Genomic DNA, 21,196 nt, shown 5'->3' on the forward strand with positions numbered 1-21,196 from the left:
ACATGTACGTCATGAGCGTCGATCCGGAGCTGGCGCCGGACGAAGCCGAGTACATCGAGCTGACGTTCAAGAACGGCTGCTGCGTGGCGATCAACGGCACGGAGCTGTCCCCGCTCGAAGTGATGGATACGCTCAACGAGATCGGTGGAGAGCACGGCGTCGGCCGCGTGGACATGGTGGAAAACCGGTTCGTCGGCATGAAGAGCCGCGGCGTGTACGAGACGCCGGGCGGCTCGATCCTGTTCAAGGCGCACCGCATCATGGAGTCGATCACGATGGACCGCGAAGTCATGCTGCTGCGCGACGGGCTCATTCCGAAGTACGCGCAGCTCGTGTATAACGGATTCTGGTTCGCGCCGGAGCGTCTGGCGATCCAAGCGCTCGTGGCCGAAAGCCAGAAGCACGTGGAAGGTACGGTTCGCCTGAAGCTCTACAAGGGCAACATTATGGCGGCCGGCGTGAAGAGCGACGTAACGCTGTACAACCCGAACATCGCGACGATGGAGGCGGACCCGACGCAGGCGTACAACCAAGGCGACGCGACGGGCTTCATTCGGCTGAACGCGCTGCGGCTCAAGGTGTCGAGCGGCGTGCACGGGGCGGAAGGCGTATAACCGGATAGATTCGATTTGCGAAAACGGAGTCGACCGACGGGTGCGTCGGCGGCTCCTTTCCATTGTTCATGCGAAGAGGAGGAACGAGCGACATGTCGAAGCTGTGGGGCGGCCGCTTTACGAAAGCGACGGACGCGTTGGTGGAGGAGTATACGGCGTCGGTCTTTTTCGATAAAGAGCTGTACGAGGAAGACATTCAAGGCAGTATCGCGCACGTGGCGATGCTGGGGAAGCAGGGCATTCTGCCGGCGGAGGACGTAGCGACGATCGTCGGCGGACTCGGGCGGGTGCTGGAGAAGCTGCGCCGCGGCGAAGTCGAGTTCAAGGCGTCGGAAGAAGACATCCATATGACCGTGGAGAAGCTGCTTATCGCCGATATCGGTCCGGTCGGGGGCAAGCTGCATACGGGACGCAGCCGGAACGACCAGGTCGCGACGGACATGCACCTGTATTTGCGCAAGCGGGTCGTCGAGTTCGTCGAGCTGCTCGGCGCGCTGCAGGAAGCTTTGATCGCGCAGGCGAAGGCGAACGTGGAGACGATTCTGCCGGGCTACACGCATCTGCAGCGGGCGCAGCCGATTTCGTTCGGCCATCATCTGCTGGCCTATGTCGCGATGTTCGGCCGCGACGCGGAGCGGTTGATGGATTCGTACAAGCGCGTGGACATGCTGCCGCTCGGCGCGGGCGCTTTGGCCGGGACGACGTTCCCGATCGATCGTCATTACGTCGCGGAGCAGCTCGGGTTCTCGCGAGTGTACGATAACTCGTTGGATGCCGTCAGCGATCGAGACTTCATCGTCGAGTTCTTGTCGGCGGCTTCGCTGCTCATGACGCATATGTCGCGGCTGTGCGAGGAGCTTGTTTTGTGGTCGAGCACGGAGTTCGGGTTTGTGGAATTGGATGACGCGTTCTGCACGGGCAGCTCGATTATGCCGCAGAAGAAAAATCCGGACGTCGCGGAGCTCGTCCGCGGCAAGACGGGCCGCGTCTACGGCAATCTGGTGGGCTTGCTCACCGTGCTGAAGTCGCTGCCGCTCGCGTATAACAAGGACATGCAGGAAGACAAGGAAGGCATGTTCGACACGGTGAAGCATGTCGGCGGCGCGCTGCGGCTCATGGCGCCGATGATCGCGACCATGCAGGTGCGCGCGGACCGGATGCGGGGCGCGGTCGATCGGGACTTCTCGAATGCGACGGACATCGCGGATTACCTGGTGAACAAAGGTATCCCGTTCCGCCAGGCGCATGAAATCATCGGCAAGCTCGTGCTGCATTGCATCGAACGCGGCATCGTGCTGCTCGAGCTGTCGCTGGAGGAATATAAGGGATTTGCCCCCGAGTTCGAGGGCGACATCTACGACGTGCTTCAACCGGAGCACGTGGTGAACGCGCGCGCCGTGTACGGCGGCACGGCGTTCCCGCAGGTGCGCGAGGCGATCGCGCGCGCGGAAGCGTCTTTGGCCGCGACGCAAGCGTGGACGGCGGAATATGCGCGGTTGTCGGGCTTGGCGAAAGAGTAACGGTTTGGAGAGTGGAGGGGCCTCGCTGCGGCGAGGTCTTTTTCTTGACTTAAAAGTTTACCTTAGTTAATATAAATATAACAGTATAGTTTTTCGCGGAGGAGGGTGGTGGACGATGCACTCGTATGGGGAACGTCGCAGCAGCAGAGCTCGAATGGAAAACGAGTTTTACAAGCATGCCTTGATTTTCGGCATGGTCAACACGGGGCTAGCCGTCTATAACGTAGTGACGACGCCAGGAGACATCTGGTTCGTGTATCCGCTGTTCGGGTGGGGGATCGGACTGGTGTCCCATGGTGCGAAGGTCGTCTTCGCGCCGAAGGATGTTCGATGAGCGCCGGGGAGCGGATGCCGCTGCCGTTGCCGTTGCGTGAGATCAAGAAGGCTCGCGCGAAAATCGCCTTGTACGAGGCGAGCCTCGATCTGATCGGGGGGGCGTCGTTCCGGGCGGTGAAGCTGGAGGACATTTGCGCGAAGGCGGAAGTATCGAAGGTGACCTTCTTTAAGTTTTTCCCGCAGAAGGAAGACGTGTTGGTGTATTTTATGTACGTGTGGCTTCTCGAACGGTTGTTAGAGATCGAGGAGCGGCGCCTGCGCGGGGCGGGGGCGATCCGGCACGTGCTCGGGAGCGTGGCGGAAGGGGCGCGCACGCGGCCGGGGCTCATGCTCAGCTTGATCGGCTTTTTGTCGGAATCTCAGATGCACCCGTGCATGCCGGCGTTGTCCGATGCCGAGCTGCATTTGTTATTCCCGGGGCGGGAAGACCGGGCGCGGTCGACCCCGGTCGACCTGTTCGCTCTGTTCCGACGGACGATCGACGAAGCGAAGGCCGACGGCGATTGCACGCGCGGGGAGCCTTCCGCGGTGCTCGGTCAGTGGCTGACGACCGTGTTCTACGGCGGCTACTTAACGGCGCATATGTGCCGGCAGGACATCATGGAGACGTACGAGCTTCATCTGGCGATGGTATTTCGGGCGAAGGAGTGAGGTCGACTATGGCGAACGTGCAGGCGGGAAGACATACGGCGGCGCATGAGGGCGAATTGGTCGTGTTCGTCATCGGGATGCAGGTGAACAGCTGGTGGGCGATTCATCGGTGGTGGCCGGTCGCGATGGCGATGGGGCCGATGATTTCGGAGCTGTATCGCAATAAGGAGCTCGGCTTCTTGGATGCGCAGTTCCTGCTCTCGCCGAGAGGTCCGGTGACGATACAGTACTGGCGGTCCTACGAGGACTTGGAAAACTACGCTCGTCACGGGGCGAAGCATCTGAAGGCTTGGAAGGATTATAATCGAAAAGCGGCTGCAGGCTCGAAGCACGTGGGCGTCTTCCACGAGACGTACATGGTGGATGCAGGGAAATACGAATCGGTGTACGTCAATACGCCGAAGTTCGGCCTCGGCCGGGCGTCCGGCTTGGTGCCGGCGACGGGCCGCCGCGAAACCGCGCGCCGACGTCTCGGGGGGGACAACGAGCCTGCCGTTGCGGAGTGAGCCGGGGCGAGCTACAATGAAGAGCAGAAGCAGAAGCAGAAGCAGAAGCAGAAGCAGAAGCAGAAGCAGAAGCAGAAGCAGAAGCAGAAGCAGAAGCAGAAGCAGAAGCGGAAGCGGAAGCGGAAGCGGAAGCGGAAGCGGAAGTACGTTATCAGCGTGAAGCACACGCCGTCCGACCCCATTGGGGCGGGCGGCGTTTTTTTCATGTGTAAAGGGGGATGTAAGATGGCGGACAGGTTCGATCAAGAGCTGGCGGGTTACGCGAAACGGCAGGTCGAGGAAAGCGCCGGGGAGCGGCGCCGCAGGCTGACGGAGACGAAGAGACATGCGGAAGAGCTGTTTTTGCGCAACGTTTGGTGGCCGATGTTCGGCAACTTCGACCGGCTGCATGCGGAGTGGGAGGTGCCGGATTTTCGCCAAGGGTTTCGGTATTTGGATTTTGCCTATATGCTGCCGCCGCTGCGCATCGCGATCGAGATCGAGGGGATCGGTCCCCATGCCAAGCATGCCGATCGGCGGAAGTTCGAGGACGATCATGTGCGGGCGGCGTTCTTGCAAGCGGAAGGTTGGAAGGTGATACGGTTCAGTTATGACACGGTCAACGAACGTCCCCAGCTATGCCGTCAAATCCTAACGCTGCTGATCGGAAAGTGGAGCGATATCGGGAATGAGGATCGCCTCGCGTTGACGGAGCGGGAGAAAGCCATCATTCGTCTGGCGGTCGGGCGACAGCGTCCGATCACGCCGGGCGAGGTGAGCGAGAGCTTCGACATCTGCGTGCATACGGCTCGTCGAAGGCTGCGGGAGCTGACGGCGAAAGGCGTGTTTCGCGTGGCAAGCGGTTCGTCTCGGGCCAGAGCGTACGCGTTGCGTTCCGAACACGAGCGGCTGTTTCGAGGCATGGAGAAATAGGGAACAGCGATGTTCCCTATTTCAGGCGAAGAGGGGGAAACAGGCAGAATAGGGAGCAGGAATGTTCCCTATTTCCACCGGGGAGCGGATAAACCGGGGAAATGGGGGCAAATAGGGAAAACCAGTGTTCCCTATTCGGCCGTTTGTAAGGTTTCCAGCGAAAATAGAGAACATTCGTGTTCCCTATTCGAGCCGGATCGCTACATCCCCTCCGCGGGCTCGTCGAATACCGGGGCGAACACGCCGTCCTCGACGATATGCTCGCTCTTGGAATCGTGCTTACGGTCGTCCGAGGAAGTCCCGCCCGCGTTGGAGGCGTACAAGGACGGCTGCGCTTTATAGGTATCCTTCGAGATGCGCTCCTTGTCGACGATCTTGCCGTTCATCTTCTTATATCGATACGTCTCCACGACGTAGCCCGGTTTGCCGCGCTGCAGCAGCTTGACGGAGCCCTTGGGCAATGAGGCGTTCTTCACGTATTTCGTCGGCGGATCGATCTCCTGCAGCGTCACCGACTTAATTTCGTACGTGACGCCGGCGTCCAAGGAGCCGAACAGCTTCACCGTCAATCGACCGCCCTCCGAGCTCGTGCGGATCAGAATATATTTGTCGGTCGAGTTGCGAAACTTGAAGTTGATGTACCCGCTGGCGAACGTAGCGTCCTGCCCGAGCGGCGCGTAGCTCACCGGCAGCGAATGGTTGCGCCGCTCGACGATCTCGAGGCCGGCGCGGAGCACGGCGTTATAGAGCGTCGTCGACACCTGGCAGATGCCGCCGCCGATGCCGGGCACCATCTTGCCGTTCAGGATGACGGGAGCCTCCCGAAAGCCGAATTTCTCCTCGGTTTCCTTAATAATCTTCGCGTAATCGAATACGTCGCCCGGCGCCATGAGCCGGTCGTGGACGACGGCGGCCGTCTTGGACACGTTGTATTTGCGTCCGGCCTTCGACGTCGCGAACGAGGTCGTGTACGACGCGATGACGCGTTCGATGCCCTGCGCCTTCAGCGACGCGACGGTCACCTTCGGCTGCAGCTGCACGACGGGCATCGGGAACCCCAGCGGCTCTGCGGACAGCAGCCGACCGTCAGGCTTCAACGCCTCGGGGAACGGCAGCATGCCGCTCGAGCCCGGGCCCGAGCCCGGCGAAGCCGCTTCCCCGGTCGACTCGCCGCCCAATGCCGCAAGCGCCGCCGCCAGCAGCTTCGCTTCGTCGATTCGCGGCGCCGACACTTCCGGCGTGTAGACGATCCGATCGCCGGCCACGATCGTACGCTTCGCGTCGACCGGCTGCGCCGCATACAGCTCCGGCCAACGCTTCTTCGCGGCTGAGGCCAACGCGCCCTCCTCGAACCCGAGCTCCAGCGTCAGCTCCCGCCCGCGCCACTGCCACCGCAGCATCGCCCGTTCCCAGAACGGCCCCTCGAATAGCAGCTCCGCTTCGGCCGCGATCGCCGCCGCGTTCGTGCGAAGCCCAAGCTCCCCGAGCTTGACCGACCGCGCAACCGCGCCGCCCCCTTGCGGCAGCTTGGCCGTCATCGAGACGTCCTTGCCCGCGATCGATGCGACTCGCTCTTCCAAACCGGCGCGGAACGCGCCGCGCTCCAATCCGCCGACGCTCCATCCGGACAAGGTCATGCCCGACGGCAGCGTTCGCTGCAATCCGTATAACGCGGTTCCCGCGGTCAGCGCGAGGCCGATGCCGACGCCGACGACCATCGTGCGGAGGACCCATGGTTTCATATATGGCACACCTCGTACAAGTAAATTGAATTATACCTACATGTATATGAGGGGCGCCGGGTATTTCTTCCTGCGAATTTCCAAGAAGATTCACCCTTTTTCGCCCGAATCGAGTGATATAATGTTACATAATGTTGAAATGCCAATTTCCCTAGAGGAATTTCCCTATTCTTGTCGAAATACTTACCTATGCGCATACAGGAGTGATCCTTCTTGATCGAGATGCAGGATATCTATAAGACGTATCCGGACGGCGGGCAGGCGCTTCGTGGCGTGTCCGTTCGCGTCGAACGGAATGAATTCGTATATATCGTCGGGCCGTCGGGCGCCGGCAAATCTACGTTTATGAAATTGATCTACCGCGAAGAGCGGCCGACGAAGGGCACGATCTTCGTGAACGGATTTAACTTGGAGAAGTTAAAACAGCGCAAAATCCCGTTCGTACGGCGCAACATCGGCGTCATTTTCCAGGACTTCAAACTCTTGCCCAAGATGACCGCGTACGAAAACATCGCCTTCGCGATGGAGGTCATCGAAGCGCCGTCCCGCGTCATTAAGAAGCGGACGCAAGAGGTGCTCGAGCTCGTCAAGCTGAAGGATAAGGGCAATGCGTATCCGAATCAGCTGTCGGGCGGCGAGCAGCAGCGCGTGGCGATCGCGCGCGCGATCGTGAACAATCCGACCGTCATCGTGGCGGACGAGCCGACCGGCAACCTCGACCCCGAGACGTCATGGGGCATCATGAAGCTGCTCGAGGAGATTAACTTCCGCGGCGCGACGATCATCATGGCGACGCACAACAAGGACATCGTCAACACGATGCGCAAGCGCGTCATCGCGATCGAGAACGGACTCATCGCGCGCGACGAGCAAAGAGGGGAGTACGGCTATGAGGATTAGCACCATCCGCCGGCACTTCCGCGAAGGCTTCCGAAGCATCTGGCGCAACGGGTGGATGTCGTTCGCGTCCATCAGCGCCATTGCCATATCTCTTTTCATACTAGGCGTGTTTATGGTTCTCGCCATGAACATCAACAAGCTTACGGAGGATATCGAAAACGAGGTCGAAATCCGCGTCTACCTCGACGTCAGCGTCGACCGCGGCCGGGTGCCGGAGATCCAAAACGCGATCGGCAAAATCGAAGGCGTGAAGCGGATCGAGTTCGTTTCCAAGGAGGACGGGCTGGAGTTCCTGAAGGAACGTCTCGGCGAAGAAGGCCGAGAGCTGCTCGAAGGCCAAGAGGGCGACAACAATCCGCTGCCCGATTCGTTCACGGTAGAGGTGTACGAGCCTCGGACGATCGATCTGGTGGCGCAGCGCATCCTGGCGCTGAACGCGGGCAAGGATCCGGCGCCGATCTGGGAGCTGAACTACGGGGCCGACACGGTCCGGACGCTGTTCCAGGTGACCGACATCGTGCGCAACGTCGGTTTGGTGCTCGTCGCAGGTCTCGCGCTCATGTCGATGTTCCTCATCTCCAACACCATTAAGATCACGATCGTCGCCCGCCGCCGCGAGATCGCCATCATGAAGCTCGTCGGCGCGACGAACGGGTTCATTCGCTGGCCGTTCTTCATCGAAGGCGCGCTGCTCGGCGTGGTCGGATCGGTCATCCCGGCGGTCATCATTTTCGTCGGATACGGCCAGCTCGTCGCTTCCACGGAGATGGAGCTCGGCTTGCTCCAGATCGCGCTTCTGCCGCTCGGCGAAGTGGCGCAAGTGACGTTCGGCTTATTAATCGGATTAGGCTTTGTGATCGGCGTGTGGGGAAGCACGCTGTCGGTACGTAAATTCTTGAAAGTGTAACGCACGAGGGAGGAAGTCGATGTTGAAACGGTTCCTGTTACCGACGATGTTGGCCGTCAGCTTGGCGGTCGCCTCGGTCGGCGCGTATCCGCAGGTCGGCGTGGCAGCAAGCTCCGAACTAGATAAAGTAAACGCCCAGTTGAAGAAGCTGAAAGAGCAGATGAAAGCGGCGGAAGCGTCGCAGAAGCAGGCGGAGAAGGAAATCGAACGCATCCGCGGGTTCCAAGAAGCCGGGAAGTCGGAGCTCGCCCGCCTCGAGAACGAGATCGCCGTCACGAGCAAGAAGATCGACTCGATCAACGAGCAGATGTACGAGGTCGAAGAAAGCCTGAATATGACCGTCGAAGAGCTCGTCAAGGCCGAGGAGCGCGTCGTGACGCGCGACGGATTGCTGAAGTCGAGGCTTCGTCTGCTGTACATGAACGGAGTCGTAAGTTACCTGGACGTGTTGCTTAGCTCCACAAGCTTTGTAGACTTTCTAGACCGGATCGATGCCCTACAGTCGATCGTGTCGCAAGACAAGGAAATTCTCGAGCTGAACATCCAGGACAAGCAAACCGTCGAGCGGAAGAAGGCCGAAGTCGAAAACCAGCTGGAATACGTAGAGCAGCTTTTCGCGGAGACGGAGTCCCTCAAGGCCGAGCTGCTGGCGAAGAAGGAAAAGAAAGAAGTCGCCATCGCGTCCTTGCAGGAAGAAGAGCATGAGCTTCTCGAGATGACCGAAGATCAAGAGAAGGAATTGATGGCGTACGCGGACGAGCAAGCGAAGCTCGTGAAGAAACAGAAGGAACTGCAAAGCGCACAAAAGAAAGCCCAGCAAAAGAAAGTCGTGAAATATACGGGCGGTCAGCTGACGTGGCCGGTGCCGGACAGCCAGCGGGTCACGTCCCCGTTCGCGACGCGGATTCATCCGATTACGGGCAAGAAGCATACGCACACCGGCATGGATATCGGCGCGCCGGGCGGCACGACGATCGTCGCGGCCGCGTCGGGCGAGGTCGTGCTGGCGCAATGGTACGGCGGCTACGGCAATTGTATCATCATCGAGCACAAAGACGGGTTCCGTACGTTGTACGGCCATATCCGCAACGGCGGCATCAAGGTGAAAGTCGGGGACACGGTCGACGCCGGCCAGAAGATCGCGGAAGTCGGTTCCACGGGCAGCTCGACGGGAAATCACCTCCACTTCGGCGTCTACGTTGACAACGTCGCCGTCGATCCGGATCCGTATTTGAGATAATCCTTTTCTTTGCACTCATAAATTCGTAAATAACAGGTACAGGCCCTGCATATACTATTTGGAGTATATGGGCGGCGGCAAATCGCATGCGTCCGTTAGAAAAAGGTGGTGTGAACGCATGATGTTCAAAGGCCGTACGGTGCTTGCGTTCGTGCTGCTGGCGGTATTCGCCAGCAGCATTGTTACGCTTACGGTCGCGGGACCGTTGGATCACAGGGTCGTCGCCAGCTTGTCGCAGGCGATAACGGTGTCCGAGGAGGGCAGCCCGGAGGAGCGGGAAGGGGGCCTCAGCGAAGACGAGTTGTCGAAGCTGTCGGCCGTATATAAGCTGCTCGAGCAGCGGTACGTCGAGGCGGTCGACCGCGACGTATTGACGGAGGGCGCTTTGGACGGCTTGGTGCAGGCGCTGGAAGATCCTTACTCGGAGTATTTGAATGCCGAGGAGGTCGCTTCCTTTTCCGAGCACATCAACTCCACGTTCACGGGCATCGGCGCCGAGGTAGCGCTGCAGGACGGGAAAATCGTCGTCGTATCGCCGATCAAGAATTCTCCCGCGGAGCGCGCGGGGCTGATGGCGGGAGACGTCATTCTGTCCGTGAACGGCGAGTCGCTGCAAGGGCTGGACCTGACGAAGGCGGTCGAGAAAATCCGCGGTCCGAAGGGCACGCAGGCGAAGCTGCAAATTCAGCGGAAAGACTCCGCGTCGGTCATGGATATCATCGTCGTCCGCGACGATATCAGTCTGGAGACGGTGGAAGGTTCCATGCTGGAAGACGGCATCGGGCTGATCGGCATTCGCCAGTTCGCGGTGAACACGGGCGAGCGGTTCGCGGAGGAGCTGAAGAAGCTCGAGGATCAAGGGATGAAGGGTCTCGTCATCGACGTGCGCAACAATCCGGGCGGCGTCGTGCAGGCGGTGCAGTCGATCGCCGAAGCGTTCGTGCCGGAAGGCAAGACGATTATGCACCTCGAATACCGCGACGGGAAGCGCGAGAAGACGACGTCGAAGGGCAAAGGGAAGAAGTATCCGATCGTCGTCCTCATCAACGAAGGGTCCGCGAGCGCATCGGAAATTCTCGGCGCCGCCATTCAAGAGTCCGCGGGCGGCAAGCTCGTCGGCCAGACGACGTTCGGCAAAGGTCTCGTGCAAAGCACCGTGAAGCTGAACGACGGCAGCGGCGTAAAGCTGACGATCGCGAAGTGGCTGACGCCGGACGGCGACACGATTCACGAGACGGGCGTCAAGCCGGACATCGTCGTCGAGCAGCCGAAGCTGTTCGAGGCGGTCGCCATTCCGAAGGATAAGGAATTGACGTTCGACATGGCCGGCGACGAAGTGAAGAACGTGCAGTTGATTTTGGACGGACTCGGCTTCTCGCCGGGGCGGACGGACGGGTATTTCAGCGAGTCGACGAAGGCGGCGGTGGTCGCGTTCCAGAAGGACAACGATCTTCCGGAAAACGGGACCGTCGACGAAGCGACGGCGCTGAAGCTGGAAGAGCGGGTCATCCAGCGTTACTTGGACCCGGCGAACGACGCGCAGATGCATGCGGCGTTGGTACAAATCCAGAAGATGTTAAAGAAGTAGGCAGGAGAACCGGGCGAAATTGTCGAAAAGGAATGGGAAGGTCGAAGTCGGCCTTCCTTTTTTCTATTTTCATCATGCCTGATCAAGTAGGAGAAACGAATCCATGGAAGTGTTGAATGAATGGCTGCGGGCGTTCGGAACACTGTGGACGTCGCCGTTTTATTATTTGGCGCTGCTGTTTATCGCGTTGCACGCGAGGAAGCAGACCGTTATTGAAAGAAAACTGTTCTCCGTGAAGCTGCACTCTTGGTGGAGCGAGTGGTGGAGGATGCTGTTATGGGGCGCTGCGGTCGGGGCAAGCGTATCCGTCGTCTTCTTGTTCCTAGGCGCAAAGCTCTCCATCCCCGCCTTGCTCTTGTTGTGGGTGCTGGCGGTGCTGCTGTCCTTCGCGAGGGTGAGATACTTCTGCTTCGCTTATGCGGCCGGCGTGCTCGGCTTGCTGCAGGCGGCCGTCGGCTGGATCGACGCCGCGACGCTGCCTCCAACCGCCGCGACGCTCGTGTTCGAGGTGCAATCCGTACATCTGCCGTCCGTGCTGGCGCTCGTCGGCGTGCTCCATCTGGCCGAGGCGGCGCTCGTGTACAAGATGGCCGGCCGCCTGGCGACGCCGCTCTTCTTCGAAGGCAAGCGCGGCAAGACGGTCGGCGGCTATCAGCTGCAAGGCTTCTGGCCGGTGCCGCTGCTGCTGCTGACGCCGATGGCCGCCGGCGCGGGCATCGAGGGCGCGCTGCCTTGGCCGACGTTGTTCGGCGGCGACTTGGGTTCGGCCGGTTGGGGGGCGCTCGCGTTCCCGGTGCTGGTCGGATTCCACTCGCTGTCGCTTACGCGGCTGCCGCAGAACAAGGCGCGCGTGAGCGCCTTCCGGCTCGGGGGATACGGGCTTGCGGTAACGGCGCTCGGCATTGTCGTGTACTTCGTACCGACGTGGTGGGCGGCGGTGGCCGCGGCGCTTCTGTGCTTCGCGCTGCATGAGTTGATCGTCGCGCTCGATCGACGGGGCGAGGCGCTCGCCAGCCCGTATTTCGTTCATGACGCGCGCGGGCTGAAGGTGCTGGCGGTCGTCCCGGGTTCGCCGGCGGCGGAGCTCGGCATCGAACCGGGCCACGTGCTTCGCAAGGTGAACGGCATCCCGGTTCGCGACCGAGCCGAGCTGCATGCGGCTATGCGGATGAACGCCGCGTTCATGAAGCTCGAGGTGCTGAACCATGCCGGGGAGAGCCGATTCCTGCAGCGAGCGGTATACGCCAACGAGCATCACCAACTCGGGATCGTCCTGTGCCCGGACGAGCATGCGCTGTACGTCGTAGAATTCGAGGAGGGCGGGCTGTTTTCCTTCCTGAAGTCGCGGCGCTCGTCTTCCGGCGGGATGGCCGGGAACGGCGGCGGCGAGAGGTTGGCGCTGCCTGCGCCGTCGTCGGAGACGACGCTGCGGTTATAAGATTGCTCGCGTTTTGGGGCTTGTCTGAATCCGCAACGCTGTGATATATTGGTAATTAATTAAAACACTAAGTGCGATGGCAAAGCATGCCTCGACGGCCGGAACCGGCTGTCGGGGCTTTTTTGCGTGTTCGCGAGGGAGGAATGGTTGGGATGGTGCGGTTGGATGCGGGGAAGGCGAAGAAGCTGGATGCGTACTTGAAGAAGTGTCGGAGCGCGCTGGAAGGTAAGGGGTGGAGCGACGGCTTGTCTTACGCGGCAGATAACTTCTTGGAATCGGTCTGGGGTCCGATGTTCGACTATGATTTTCGGTATTTGCAATGCGGTTGCCCATTGGATGGGCGGCGAGAGGTCGGCTATGTGCAGTATTTCTCGTATCTTCGCAGAGACCGAAAGCCGATCGTCTTCGAAGTGTTGAATCACTACGCTGCCAGGCTGAACCTTTCTTTAGAGGAATATGAGTTGTTTTCGGAACAAAGCGAGGCGTTAGATTCGCTTGGTTACATGACCGTACGGATCACGGACATCGAACTCGATTACGCCCGGAAATACGTCAGCGAACGCGTGGTTTGCGCCATAAGCTTAAGCAACCGTTGGGAAGCGGAGCGGGAATGGGCCATGTAGCGACGGTGGGGTTGTGGTATAATATCGTTACGAGATTCGGGGGGTGTCGGTTATGGACGAGACGAAGCAGCTCCTGACCGCGATCTTGGGAAGACTGGACGAAATGGGCGCGGACATTCAAAGCATCAAGGGCGACATGAAAGTGATGAAAACGGATATTGAAGTGTTGAAGTCGGATGTTGCCGTGTTGAAAGCCGATGTTGATGTATTAAAGTCGGATGTTGCCGTGCTTAAGGCGGACGTTGCCGTGCTTAAGGCGGACGTTGCCGTGCTTAAGGCGGATGTTGACGTACTTAAGGCGGACGTTGCCGTACTCAAGGCAGACGTTGCCGAAATGAAAGGCGACATCGCCGAAATGAAAGAGACACAAACACGGCATGAGCGGATCCTAGAGTTACTGTCGATTAAGTCGATCGATCACGAGGCTTCGATTCGAGACATTCGGAAGACGCATGATTCATAAGAGGTTCAGGCCGTACTCGTTACGTCGAAGCGGCCTGTTTTTTAGGAAGAAGCTCAAACTACCCCCATGTTCCAAGCGTCGTGTTCTGGTTTAACTGGATTTTTTGATTCGGAGGATTGTCAACGAGCGCATCGCTTTATATAATAAGAGGAAACAATACCCAACGACATAAAAGCCGGAAGGACCGTGCTTACAGGGGAGAACCCCTTGTTTGCGGTCCTTTTTTTGTTGATTTTCGAGTGGGGATTCGAACGGGGGAGATCGATGATGAAGAAAATGTTTACTGCTGCGATGTTAAGCTTGGCGCTTGTTGGAATTCTGTTCCCGGCGTCGGGAACGGCGGCTGCGGAACCGTCCGCCAACGCTGCCGGTTCTTCGGGGTTTAAGGACTCCATTCCAGAGTGGGCGGCAAGCGATATTCAAGGTGCCTTGAAACAGGGTTACGTGAAAGGGTACCCTGACGGCACATTCAAACCGGACAATAACGTCACGAGAGCGGAGTACATCAAGATGGTGGTTGATGCCCTGGGTTTGGAAAAGGGGACGGTAAAGTCTGGCGCTCCATGGTTTGAACCTTACGTCGATGCCGCTATAGCGGCAAACATTCACCGAGAAAAAGATTTCGTGGACGGGAATTTAAATAAACCGATGACGCGCTTGGAAATGTCGCGAATTGCCGTCAGAGCTATTAAACCTGAGTTCAAAGATCCAAGTGCGCTTATGGATGACAAGTCCTTTATGTACAACGCGACGAAGAGGGGGATTATCCGAGGGATGTCGAACGGGGAACTTGCGGTCGATGGTCTTACGACCCGTGCCCAATCCGTTGTAGTAATACAACGAATCCTGTCCATTCTGGCGGGTGAAACCTTGCCTTTCGATAAGGTCGCCACCAGCTATGCTGAAGTCGCTTTGCGGGGCACTAACTTTGAAACAATGTGGGGCGCACGCACAAAAAAGCTGCCACTTGAGCTGAGGACTAATCTTCCTGATTTTAAAGTGACTATCGATCAAATCCTTGTTACGGACATGACAGACAAAAACTCTCCGTATTACAACAACTTTCCCGAGCTCCGGACAATTGGTGTTCTGACGGATGGAACAAAGTTGGATAACAAATACTTGATCGCAATGCATGTGAACCTCGAAAACACGAAAGCCAAAGAGAAAGCTTTGTGGCCGTTTGACTGGAAATTTGAAAATGAGATGGATTATGCACGAGTCTATTTGCACTCCATCAAAAAGGAATCCTTAAAGGTTTCCTTCAAAGAGTCCCCTGCAATCAGACTCGAAACTGTAGGGAAAACCGATGGTTGGTATTTCCTTGCGATAGATAAGAAGCTGGCTGATTCCGACCCCAAAACAAAAATCATCCCACTATACAACATGATGTTCCAGAATGTTGAATATGTGACAGCCGAAGAATGGTGATTTTGCTTATGATGGGAAGACGAAATCAGAAATGGACAGCGCTATTGCTGTTGTTATCTTTCATCTTTTCGACTGTGTCGGAAATGCTGATATTTCCTAGTACCGTCGATGCTGCAGATGTAATTAATCTAAACTTCGGTAAATCAACGGCGGTGGGGGGCAAATATTATTTTAGCACCTCCACTTTGTCGGGGATAAAAGTTCCGATTGCAGCGGGTAGAGAAGTAGAAAGTTGGACTGCTACCATTTCGGGAAAATCGTATAGTGGAACCGGAGCGCAGGTCTCAGGTGGGAATATAATTCTCCCCACTCTCGAGGGGGAAGAACAGCCCGTCTACTCTCGTTCGCAGACTAACCCTGGCCATAAGGTGACACGGACGAACGATGGTAAGCGTTGGAGGACTGGCGCGAATGATCCGGACACAGGCGTCTATAAAAACTATGAATTTGAAGGTGATGCCTGTGGTTCCTCTTTAGGTATCTCAAGTTGCCCTGGCTTCTATCCGGCCAACGCTCTCAACGTCACAAATTCGGGAAGTACCTTCATGGAGCCGATGGCTGCATGGCTCAGAGATGGATCAGGTCGTGCAATGACTTACTCGAAGCAAATCCCTAAGCCAAACGACTATTACTACTTCTCTCAATCCGATGTTGGTAATTCCAGCAAGCCACGGGTTGAAAATGCTGATGTAAGCCCAAGTTATGCAAAGATAGTTGATGCTGTTCCAGTCACCCCAAATCTACAAATAATATGGTTTGGAGAAGGTAACGCTGGGTACGGAGGCATCAAACTGGCTTTAGCGTTAAATTACGAAGCTGAATACATTGTAGATTCTGAAGGTTCAAATTACTCCCAGGTTCGAAATTATCGCATGATCGCAGACACAATCTGGGAAGCGAAAACCTATGCGTATTGGGGCACTGTTTCAGTAACATACAAGCCCCTTGCAGTTCCGGATCTTGTCGCTGTAGATCTCAAAAATACGGGCCCGATTTCGATCGGTTCGGCGACACCATTCGCATGCACGATCTCCAATGCAGGCACGGATGTAAAAGCGTCATTTACCGTAACGGTAAACGACGATTCCGGAGCGACCCTAAAAACACAAGCAATTAGTTCTCTAGCATCTGGTACGCAAACAGTCGTAAGTTTCACAGCTACATTCAGCTCTGCTGGTACAAAAACATTCACTTGTACTGCAGATTCCACTGGGGTTATATCGGAGGGGAACGAATCAAACAATTCAATCACTAAGTCATTTACAGCAACGTCCCCGGAACCGATCGGCGGAATAACAGCCGATCTTGACGTGGTTCCAAATGCGATCGATTATCGTGAATCCTTTCAAGTGATTCCGAATATCCAGGTCACGAATGGTTGCGCCTATCAATCGCATAAAATCCGGTTATCCGGTTCGAATGGAACGCGGACAGACGATTATACAAATATAAGCAGAACGGTTACGTACACATATCCAAGCTTCTATCCTTCACAGATTGCACCGGGAACGGTTAATATCTCCATCCAAGCGACAGGAACTTGTGGAACGACTGACTGGGTAACAAAACCGTTGATCGTAAACAACTTCGCCAACAACCCGCCTGAGTTCCGATTGGCATGGGCGTATGCGTACGATACCAGCAATACTCCCATCACACAGGCAATTAAAGGCGAGCGGTTGAAGTTAATATTTGTCGATGATCCCGAAGAACCAACGCCGTACGATCCGGATGGCGACAACATTTATTGGAACATGCTGGATTGGGACAGGGCAAGTAATGATTGGTTGAAGTCGCTTCGTACGACGTACGGGGAAACGCTTGACGACTTGCGGAATGTCGTCATGATCCAAGAGGGTTCGCACACGATGTGGGGTTCTATGCGCGATGAGTTTGGGGCAGTGACGTGGCGCTCAGCGACCGTGACGATCGTCGATCCGAACCCAGTTCCCGTGATCACGCTGCCGAATCGAGTTGTCGAAGGGCGGACGTATTCGCCGGCCATTTCCGGAGCAAATAGTTATAGCCCAGTCGGTCGGACGATTACTCAATACCGGTGGACAGGCGTACAAAACATCTATCCATCTGCAGGCAAGTACCCCATTACCCTTGAAGTTGCGGACAGTACTGGTTTATGGTCGAAGTATCCTGCAACTGCTGAAATGACTGTGCAACCGGATTTACCTCCGGTCATAGAGATGGATAATCCCGGCTATGGTATACGCGGAAGCGCGATCTCGTTCCGAGACAGGACGCATAGTCCGGACGGCGATCCGATCGAGACGCAAACCGTCAGAATGGCCTGTGACTTAGATAATGACGGTAGTTATGCAGACGAGACGTTTACTACGGTGACTACCGATGGAACAGGACGTTTCGGATACACGCCGAATCAAGTTGGGAATTGTCAAATTGTCATCTACGCGAAAGAAGGACTCGGTCTGAAGAAATCGGCGGAAAAGGCATTTTTCTTCCGGGTTGTTAATCAAGCGCCTGAAGCGAACTTTGATGTTCAGGGCTCGGATTTCGCACCGCCGAACGTTATAACGAGAACTTTTAGTGCTGCTGAGCTCTTGAGTCCAGCTTGGAACGCGTCAAACTTTAAGAACTCCAACAAGCGGAAGGATTTTTTTATTCAAGAAGGTGCGCTGTCAACGAGCAGCTATCTGATGGGGAAATACGTTTCGCCAACGAGCAGCAACGTTAGGGAGAGGAAAGTAGAATGGTATTGCTCGGATTGGTACTATAACAATTGTTATGCTATCGGTGCTTCTATCGATCCTGATCTTTTCCTTGGTCCTAGAGGTCGCGTATTTTTTCATAGCAACCCGTTGTATCCGACCAATTACTGGCCGATAGATGCTGGTCTTAACTCATCGACAGAGTATTTTACGGTTACGGTGGATAACGAGAATGATAAGCTCTTGATGGTCGGGAGAGATGGATACACTGGTTCTTCGAGCTATAAATGGTACACCCGAGTATACCGGATCTCGGATTTGAAAAGGGCAGCTTACGAGAGTCAACGTTGGGTCAGCGGAGGATATACACCGACACCGATTTATAGACAGGAAACCAGTGTAAACTTATACGTGGATAGGACCTATGAACACGCTCCGCCCCCGCCACCTAGCAACGTATGGACGAATCCACCGACTAAGTATGGTTTTACTTCTATGGGTTTTCCGACATTCAATAATGCACCAATAACGGCTGATTCGTACTACGGCGGGTTAAACACAATGTTTGGCGGCGACTCTGACGGGAACACCTTTAACGCTACAAACTGTGTTGATGCGTATGGCACGCAGCTTTGTGACGTGCAGAAAAAATCGGCGGATGGCACGGTACTCTGGACTATTTCTCGAAGTGGGACCAGCGGAATCCGTGCTCACCCTCAGCATTCTCCTGTACGTTTTATATCGGAAGACGGGAAAAATTTGATTGTTGATCGGTACAATTACGGTACGTATCAGAGAGCATTTGAAATATATCGGGTTTCGGATGGCGCTCTCCTCGGAAGTGTGCCGGGTTTACTGGGATTTTCCGGGAATCGGATCGTGTATAATCAGTCATCTAATCTGATCATTTACGATGTTTCCACTATGAGCCAAGTTGCTACTATACCAAATGGTCCAGTAAATTTAACAATCACGTCTGATGGGAACATTGCATTTGCGACGTATGCTGGGCTATATATTTATGATTTCAACGGAACACAAATAACGGCAATCCCTAGAACCGGGGCTACTCCTGTATATGGTGTAAGCGAGCCTAAGTTTTTCGGGGATGGAAAAGTTGCTGTACTCTACACAGTACGTGACGATAATGATGCAACTCCAATGATATGGTGGATCGTTGAAACAGACGTTCCGGCGAGCGCGAATAGTTATCAGTTCGGTCAATTCCAAAAGTCCGATGAACAAATAAGGGACGGGGAAGTTTCGGCACAGATCAAGCTCCATTACAACGCGTTTTCAAATATCGCTTCCGCCGGACTTTCTGCTCGGATGCAAGATTACCGGAATATGTACCGCCTTGAGGTAACGGGCGAGAAAGTTCGAATCACCAAAATCGTTAATGGAATCAAAACGATTTTGGGTGAAGCGAACTCCCCTTTGCAGTACCGACAGTATTACAACTTTAAGCTGCGAGTGGTCGGCGATCGACTCCGGGCATCTGTCGATGGCGTTCCGCTCATTAACGTAAGGGACAGCCAGTTCGCTTCCGGCATGTACGGTCCATACTCCGAGAAAGAACATGTTCTTATTAAGAATTTCACGGTTGCGAAATACGAAGGTGCAGCAGGACTTACGATGAACACCGCCGTTGTCGATACGACGGTCGATTATGTGACGAGCTACCTCGATCCGGAATCCGATCCTAGAATCGATGACAAAACCAAGTGGACATTTATGCACACGGAACCGAACAAATTCTTGAACGCAGGGGATGGATATTCGGGGTTGTCTTCTCTGAACGGAAGGGTGGTAACTTCACCGATCCTGACATTTGATAGAGTCGGTAAGTACAAAGTTTCCTATGAGGTTACGGATGACCCTGCGCCGCCCGGATATCAATACCCGAATGCTGCATTCGAGGAGTTCAGGATGGAATCGGATACGGACGAGCAAGACATTATCGTCCATCGCCGTCCGATCGCGCAGTTCACCTTACACACCAATGCGGACCACTCGATTTCCTGGAACGAGACGCCGTATGATCCGGATCGGTGGCTTAGTCCTTCGAATTATTCGACAGAACCGACCGGCATTGATTATGCCACGACTCGCGGCATACTGAATCGGAAATACAATTACACGGCGCCAAGCGGAGTGACCGTCAATGAGAAATTGACACATCCGCGAGAAACCGGCGTGTATACCGCCCGATTGGCCGTTGCCGATGAATACGGTGTATGGAGCGAATGGGCCGAGCAATCCGTAAACGTGACCCTAATACCTGCAAACGCTCCGCCGGTTGCAACGATGACGTACCCTGCCGGGACACAAGCTTCGCCTACGATGGAGACGTCTAGACGGCCGACGCTGCGTTGGAGTCAAACGGACGCCGATCCGGGGACAGTATTTACGCGGTTCCAGCTTCAGGTGACGAACGAGGCGAACACGTTGATGGTGCTTGACTCCGGAGAGCTCGCGCAAAACACGACGGCGACGGCGGCAAGCTGGATACCGACAAGCGACCTTCCGACAGGTCAAAAGCTTAGAGTCCGCGTCAGGGTGCATGACGGAACGGAATGGTCCGCGTGGTCCGCGCAGACATGGATCTTCATCAACCATGCGCCCGTCGCGAGTTTGACGTATCCGACGGGAACGCAAGCAAACCCGACGGTGTCGCCGACGCCAAGACCGATCGTTCGATGGACGCAAACGGACCCGGATCCGGGAACCGTTTTCGAGTATTTCGAGGTAGAGATCTCGAACGAAGCGAACAATCTTATGCGCGCGGATTCGGGTCAATGGTATCAGCACACCTCGTCGACGAACGGCAGCTGGTCGGTCGATACGGATTTGCCGCTCGGCGAGAAGCTCCGCACCCGCGTCAGGGTGTTCGACGGCATCGAATGGTCGTCATGGTCCGAAATTCGATGGCTCCTCGTGAATCGCTCGCCGATCGCGGACTTCACCTGGACGCCTGCGACCGTCTACGAGAAAGACGATCTGAATCTAGTGAATACTTCGACGGACCCCGACGGAGATGCGCTCACGTATGTATGGACGATTACGAGGCCTGACGGAATGACGGTGAACGGGACTACGACCGACATTACGTTGCCCGACGCGATGCAGGGAATCTATACGGTCCGACTCCGAGCGACCGACCCGCACGGCGCCTTCGGCGAGCGAACGAAGACGATTTTGGTTCAGGACCTTACGATCGCGGGTCAAGTGTCGCATACGGCGGAATGGGAGACGTATCGCCAGACGCATAACGCCAAATTCCCGGATCGCCCCCGGGCGATCACGGATTTCTGGGCGGGAGAGGCGTTCGTGTTGAGCGCGACCGTGACGAATACGGGCTCGAGTACGACGAAACCGGTATCGGTCGTTGCGGAGCTGACGGCGACGGGGGATACGAAAGAGTTAACCGGCGGGGACCGCGTCAACTTCTCGGGGACGATGGTCGAGTCGGATCACGCCACAACGCTGACCGACGGGCCGTACGTCATGCGGTTTACGGTCACTTGGTCGAACGGCCATATAGAGACGGACGATGTACCATTCAATATTGTAGGCAGCATGTTCGACGCAATCGTATATCAACAGAGACTGTAATACGAAAGCCGTGCCGGGTCGGAGAGACC

At 56.2% G+C, this 21,196-nt stretch carries 15 protein-coding genes and 1 pseudogene; 15 read left to right on the plus strand and 1 reads right to left on the minus strand.

Features of this window, described 5'->3' with window-relative positions; translation table 11 throughout:
• From RIN49_RS18985 to RIN49_RS19010, 6 genes and pseudogenes are all read left to right on the plus strand, one after another.
• Positions 1-614 (plus strand): annotated as a pseudogene (locus RIN49_RS18985) (argininosuccinate synthase domain-containing protein); the annotation flags it as partial.
• 92 nt (positions 615-706) lie between these two features.
• Positions 707-2,134: an argininosuccinate lyase gene (gene argH / locus RIN49_RS18990; protein WP_309121732.1), complete on the plus strand. Its 1,428-nt coding sequence runs from the start codon at positions 707-709 to the stop codon at positions 2,132-2,134.
• Between the two features lie 115 nt (positions 2,135-2,249).
• On the plus strand, positions 2,250-2,468 hold the full coding sequence (locus tag RIN49_RS18995) for a 2TM domain-containing protein (RefSeq protein ID WP_309121733.1): 219 nt from the start codon (positions 2,250-2,252) through the stop codon (positions 2,466-2,468).
• Positions 2,465-3,121, plus strand: coding sequence for a TetR/AcrR family transcriptional regulator (locus tag RIN49_RS19000; protein ID WP_309121734.1), 657 nt, complete (start codon positions 2,465-2,467; stop codon positions 3,119-3,121). Before RIN49_RS18995 ends, RIN49_RS19000 begins: the two co-directional genes overlap by 4 nt.
• An 8-nt stretch (positions 3,122-3,129) precedes the next feature.
• Entirely contained in the window at positions 3,130-3,627 is a 498-nt protein-coding gene (locus tag RIN49_RS19005) for a DUF4188 domain-containing protein (protein WP_309121735.1), read from the plus strand.
• A gap of 225 nt (positions 3,628-3,852) precedes the next feature.
• Positions 3,853-4,539 carry a DUF559 domain-containing protein gene (locus tag RIN49_RS19010; protein ID WP_309121736.1) on the plus strand — a complete coding sequence of 229 codons (687 nt, stop codon included), beginning with the start codon at positions 3,853-3,855 and terminating at the stop codon, positions 4,537-4,539.
• Between the two features lie 200 nt (positions 4,540-4,739).
• Here RIN49_RS19010 and RIN49_RS19015 read toward each other — a convergent pair whose 3' ends face one another.
• Positions 4,740-6,281, minus strand: coding sequence for a VanW family protein (locus RIN49_RS19015; RefSeq protein WP_309121737.1), 1,542 nt, complete (start codon positions 6,279-6,281; stop codon positions 4,740-4,742).
• A 213-nt stretch (positions 6,282-6,494) separates the two neighbouring features.
• On the opposite strand from RIN49_RS19015, the gene ftsE reads away from it, so the two are divergent.
• From ftsE to RIN49_RS19060, 9 genes are all read left to right on the plus strand, one after another.
• A complete protein-coding gene (gene ftsE, locus RIN49_RS19020) occupies positions 6,495-7,181 on the plus strand; it encodes a cell division ATP-binding protein FtsE (protein WP_309121738.1) in 687 nt (228 codons plus the stop codon).
• On the plus strand, positions 7,171-8,088 hold the full coding sequence (ftsX, locus tag RIN49_RS19025; RefSeq protein WP_138195972.1) for a permease-like cell division protein FtsX: 918 nt from the start codon (positions 7,171-7,173) through the stop codon (positions 8,086-8,088). Before ftsE ends, ftsX begins: the two co-directional genes overlap by 11 nt.
• Positions 8,089-8,107: 19 nt before the next feature.
• Positions 8,108-9,328: a murein hydrolase activator EnvC family protein gene (locus RIN49_RS19030; protein WP_309121739.1), complete on the plus strand. Its 1,221-nt coding sequence runs from the start codon at positions 8,108-8,110 to the stop codon at positions 9,326-9,328.
• 118 nt (positions 9,329-9,446) lie between these two features.
• Positions 9,447-10,916: a S41 family peptidase gene (locus RIN49_RS19035; protein ID WP_309121740.1), complete on the plus strand. Its 1,470-nt coding sequence runs from the start codon at positions 9,447-9,449 to the stop codon at positions 10,914-10,916.
• A 103-nt stretch (positions 10,917-11,019) separates the two neighbouring features.
• Positions 11,020-12,354, plus strand: coding sequence for a PDZ domain-containing protein (locus tag RIN49_RS19040; RefSeq protein WP_309121741.1), 1,335 nt, complete (start codon positions 11,020-11,022; stop codon positions 12,352-12,354).
• 152 nt (positions 12,355-12,506) lie between these two features.
• Positions 12,507-12,977 (plus strand): hypothetical protein, encoded by a 471-nt coding sequence (locus RIN49_RS19045; protein ID WP_309121742.1) that lies wholly within the window; start codon positions 12,507-12,509, stop codon positions 12,975-12,977.
• A gap of 52 nt (positions 12,978-13,029) precedes the next feature.
• Entirely contained in the window at positions 13,030-13,440 is a 411-nt protein-coding gene (locus RIN49_RS19050; protein WP_309121743.1) for a hypothetical protein, read from the plus strand.
• A 264-nt stretch (positions 13,441-13,704) separates the two neighbouring features.
• Complete coding sequence (locus RIN49_RS19055) at positions 13,705-14,871, plus strand: S-layer homology domain-containing protein (RefSeq protein WP_309121744.1); 1,167 nt, start codon at positions 13,705-13,707, stop codon at positions 14,869-14,871.
• Positions 14,872-14,879: 8 nt separating this feature from the next.
• The gene (locus RIN49_RS19060; protein ID WP_309121745.1) at positions 14,880-21,167 is read left to right on the plus strand and encodes a CARDB domain-containing protein; all 6,288 of its coding nucleotides are present in this window, start codon (positions 14,880-14,882) and stop codon (positions 21,165-21,167) included.
• The last annotated feature ends 29 nt before the right edge of the window (positions 21,168-21,196 follow it).

It is taken from the genome of Paenibacillus sp. (genome assembly GCF_031177825.1).
In the GTDB taxonomy this organism is placed as follows: domain Bacteria; phylum Bacillota; class Bacilli; order Paenibacillales; family YIM-B00363; genus Paenibacillus_AE.